The sequence below is a fragment of the Halomonas heilongjiangensis genome (genome assembly GCF_002879645.1).
GTDB lineage: Bacteria > Pseudomonadota > Gammaproteobacteria > Pseudomonadales > Halomonadaceae > Halomonas > Halomonas heilongjiangensis.
Genome location: NZ_PNRE01000099.1, coordinates 1 through 3415 on the forward strand (window position 1 = coordinate 1; position 3415 = coordinate 3415).

At 69.4% G+C, this 3415-nt stretch carries 3 protein-coding genes; 1 reads left to right on the forward strand and 2 read right to left on the reverse strand.

Annotated elements, in window-relative coordinates:
* Window positions 1-54: 54 nt before the first annotated feature.
* Together C1H66_RS20495 and hemC are read right to left on the reverse strand one after the other, a co-directional pair.
* Window positions 55-849 (reverse strand): uroporphyrinogen-III synthase, encoded by a 795-nt coding sequence (locus C1H66_RS20495; protein WP_102629727.1) that lies wholly within the window; start codon window positions 847-849, stop codon window positions 55-57.
* Window positions 849-1790 carry a hydroxymethylbilane synthase gene (gene hemC / locus C1H66_RS20500; RefSeq protein WP_102629728.1) on the reverse strand — a complete coding sequence of 314 codons (942 nt, stop codon included), beginning with the start codon at window positions 1788-1790 and terminating at the stop codon, window positions 849-851. The genes C1H66_RS20495 and hemC overlap by 1 nt, the downstream gene beginning before the upstream one ends.
* A 270-nt stretch (window positions 1791-2060) precedes the next feature.
* Between hemC and argH the strand changes: the two genes are divergently transcribed.
* Window positions 2061-3415, forward strand: a 1355-nt coding sequence (argH, locus tag C1H66_RS20505; RefSeq protein WP_102629729.1) for an argininosuccinate lyase, incomplete at its 3' end; no start/stop codon positions are given.

The window sequence follows — 3415 nt, forward strand, 5'->3', positions numbered from 1 at the left end:
GTCGGACGGTGTCTGCTGGTCGTCCTGGTCGTTTGATTGCTTGCTCATCTGTCGCTAGCCCTTTTCGAGATCGTCTTGATCGACATCGGCATCCTCCGGGTCGCAGGCTTCGGCCACCGCGGCCGCGAGCGCGGCCGGCGTGGCACCGGGCGCCACGACAGGGGCGCGAAACCCCAGTGTGCCGGCCAGTGTAGCCAACCTGGTGCTGGAAACGATTAGCGGTTGGTTCAAAGCGGCGTCGCCGCACCATCTTGCCAGATGTTCGAGGATTTCTCCGCTGCTGACCACCAGCGCCCGATAGTCACCCCGGGTCAGCTGCGCTCGAACCGCCGGTGCGGGGTCGAGCGGCCGGCGGCGGTAGACCGCCAGGCGGGTCACCCGGGCGCCGCGAGACGTCAGGGTATCGGCGAGCACGGGACGGCCGCCCTCGCCGGCCACCAGCAGCACGCGCTGGTCATCGAGGCGGTGCAGCGACGCGAGGCGCAGCAGCGTCTCGCTGGTGTCTTCGCCGGCATCCGCCGGTGGCACGCGAACCCGCACGCCGAGTCGTTGGTGAAGGGTGGCGGCGGTGGCGGCGCCCACCGCGTAGCAGGCCAGGCCCACCGGCAGTTGCGGCCAGTAGCGATCGAGCGCCTCGGCCAGGCACTCGGCGGCGAAGGGGCTCACCACCACCACCTTGTGGAAATGATCGAAGTCCAGCCAGGCCGCGCGCATCACCGGGGTCTCGGGCAACGGCTCCAGGCGCATGACCTCGAGCCGCATCACCGGCAACCCGCTGGCCGCGATGGCCTCGGCCAGCACCTCGCCCCGCGTCCCGGGGCGGCTGATCAGAACCGGCCGGCCCGTCATCAACCGGCGCCGTAGACCTCGGCGAGAATCTCGCCGGCCCCCTGGTCGAGCAGCTCCTCGGCGACCCGGATACCCAGCGCCTCGGGCTCGTGACGCGAGCCGCGCCCCTCGGCACGCAGCACCTCGGTGCCGTCGGGGTTGCCCACCAGGGCGCGCAACCAGAGGGTCTGGCCATCGTCCTCGAAGATGGCATGACCGGCGATGGGCACCTGGCAGCCCCCCTCCAGCCGCGTGTTCATGGCCCGTTCGGCCCGCACCCGGGTGGCGGTGGCCGGGTCGTCCAGCGGGGCCAGCAGCGAGATCAGCTCGGCGTCGTGCATGCGACACTCGATGCCCAGGGCGCCCTGGCCGCAGGCCGGCAGACAGACCTCCGGCGGCAGTTCCATGGCGATACGGTCATCCAGCCCCAGGCGTCGCAGGCCGGAGGTGGCCAGCAGAATGGCGTCGAACTCGCCGGCGTCGAGCTTGCCCAACCGCGTCTGGACGTTGCCGCGCAGGCTGAGGATCTCGAGATCGGGACGCGCCTCGCGCATCTGCAGCCCGCGGCGCAGGCTGGAGGTGCCGATCCGCGCCCCCTCGGGCAGCTCGTCGAGGGAGGCATAGCGGTTGGAGACGAAGGCGTCGGTGGGTTCGGCGCCCTCGAGGATCACCGACAGGCCGAGCCCCTCGGGAAAGTGCATCGGCACGTCCTTCATGGAGTGCACGGCGATGTCGGCGCGACCGTCGAGCATGGCCTCCTCGAGCTCCTTCACGAACAGGCCCTTGCCGCCGACCTTGGCCAGCGGGGTGTCGAGGATCTTGTCGCCGCGGGTGGCCATGGCCACCAGTTCCACCTCCAGGCCGGGATGCGCCGCCATCAGGCGGTCACGGACGTGTTCGGCCTGCCACATGGCCAGTTGACTCTTGCGGGTGGCGATACGCAGCGTGGTGATGGCGTGCACGAGGTTCTCCCAGTACCGGGCCCTGGCGGCTGACCCTGCTCAGCAGATGGTGCCGCCCTGGCGGCCGGCGACGATGATTCGGACTGCCTTCATCATAAAGCACCCGGCGGGGCAGGAAAAATCGTGACCTTTCGCCACACCCCGACGGGGTGCGCCCCTCGCCAGCCCCGCCGACTCTGGTACACTTCTGCCATGTCCCGGCAGCGCGCTCACGGCGGCGCCACCACCGGCACGTCACCCACCGCACAGTCATGCAGGATGTCCAGCCCGATGAGCCCAAGTCCGACGAGCAACAGCACCAACCAGTCCTGGGGCGGCCGCTTCAACGAACCCACCGATGCCTTCGTCGAGCGTTTCACCGCCTCGGTCGACTTCGACCGACGCCTCGCCCTCCACGACATCCAGGGCTCCGTCGCCCATGCCACCATGCTGGCCCGGGTGGGCGTGCTCACCGACGACGAACGTGACGCCATCATCGCCGGGCTCGGCAAGATCCGCGACGAGATCGAGCGCGGCGAGTTCGCGTGGTCGGTGAAGCTGGAAGACGTGCACATGAACATCGAGGCGCGGCTCACCGAGGAGATCGGCGTCACCGGCAAGAAGCTGCACACCGGGCGCTCGCGCAACGACCAGGTGGCCACCGACATCCGCCTGTTCCTGCGTGACGAGATCGACCTGGTGGCCGGGGAACTCGCCCGCCTGCGCGAGGGGCTGATCGAACTCGCCGAGCGCGAGGCCGACACCATCATGCCCGGCTTCACCCACCTGCAGACCGCCCAGCCGGTCACCTTCGGCCACCACCTGCTGGCCTGGCAGGAGATGCTGGCCCGCGACCACGAGCGGCTGCTCGACTGTCGCCGTCGTGTCAACGTGCTGCCCCTCGGAGCCGCGGCACTCGCCGGCACCACCTACCCCATCGACCGCCACGTCACCGCCGAGCTGCTGGGCTTCGCGCGCCCCGCCGAGAACTCCCTCGACGCGGTGAGCGATCGCGACTTCGCCATCGAGTTCACGGCCTTCGCCAGCCTGCTGATGATGCACCTGTCGCGCATGAGCGAGGAACTGGTGCTGTGGACCAGCGCCCAGTTCGACTTCATCGACCTGCCCGACCGCTTCTGCACCGGCTCCTCGATCATGCCGCAGAAGAAGAACCCCGACGTGCCCGAGCTGGTGCGCGGCAAGACCGGCCGGGTCTACGGCCACCTGATGGGCCTGCTGACCCTGATGAAGTCCCAGCCGCTGGCCTACAACAAGGACAATCAGGAGGACAAGGAGCCGCTGTTCGACACCCTCGACACGGTCAAGGACTGCCTCAAGGCCTTCGCCGACATGGTGCCGGCCATCGAGGCGCGCAAGGCGAACATGCTCGAGGCGGCGCGACGCGGCTTCTCCACCGCCACCGACCTCGCCGACTACCTGGTACGCCGCGGGGTGGCCTTCCGCGACGCCCACGAGATCGTCGGCCAGTCGGTGGCCTACGGCCTGCGCCACGAGAAGGATCTCTCGGAGATGAGCCTCGAGGAGCTGCATCAGTTCTCCGACGTCATCGAGGCCGACGTCTTCGAGGTGCTGACCCTGGAGGGCTCGGTGGCCGCGCGCAACCACATCGGCGGCACCGCCCCGGA

Excerpts from the sequence above, each read along its gene's own strand:
- C1H66_RS20495 (WP_102629727.1), bottom strand. The coding sequence starts at position 849 with ATGACGGGCCGGCCGGTTCTGATCAGCCGCCCCGGGACGCGGGGCGAG.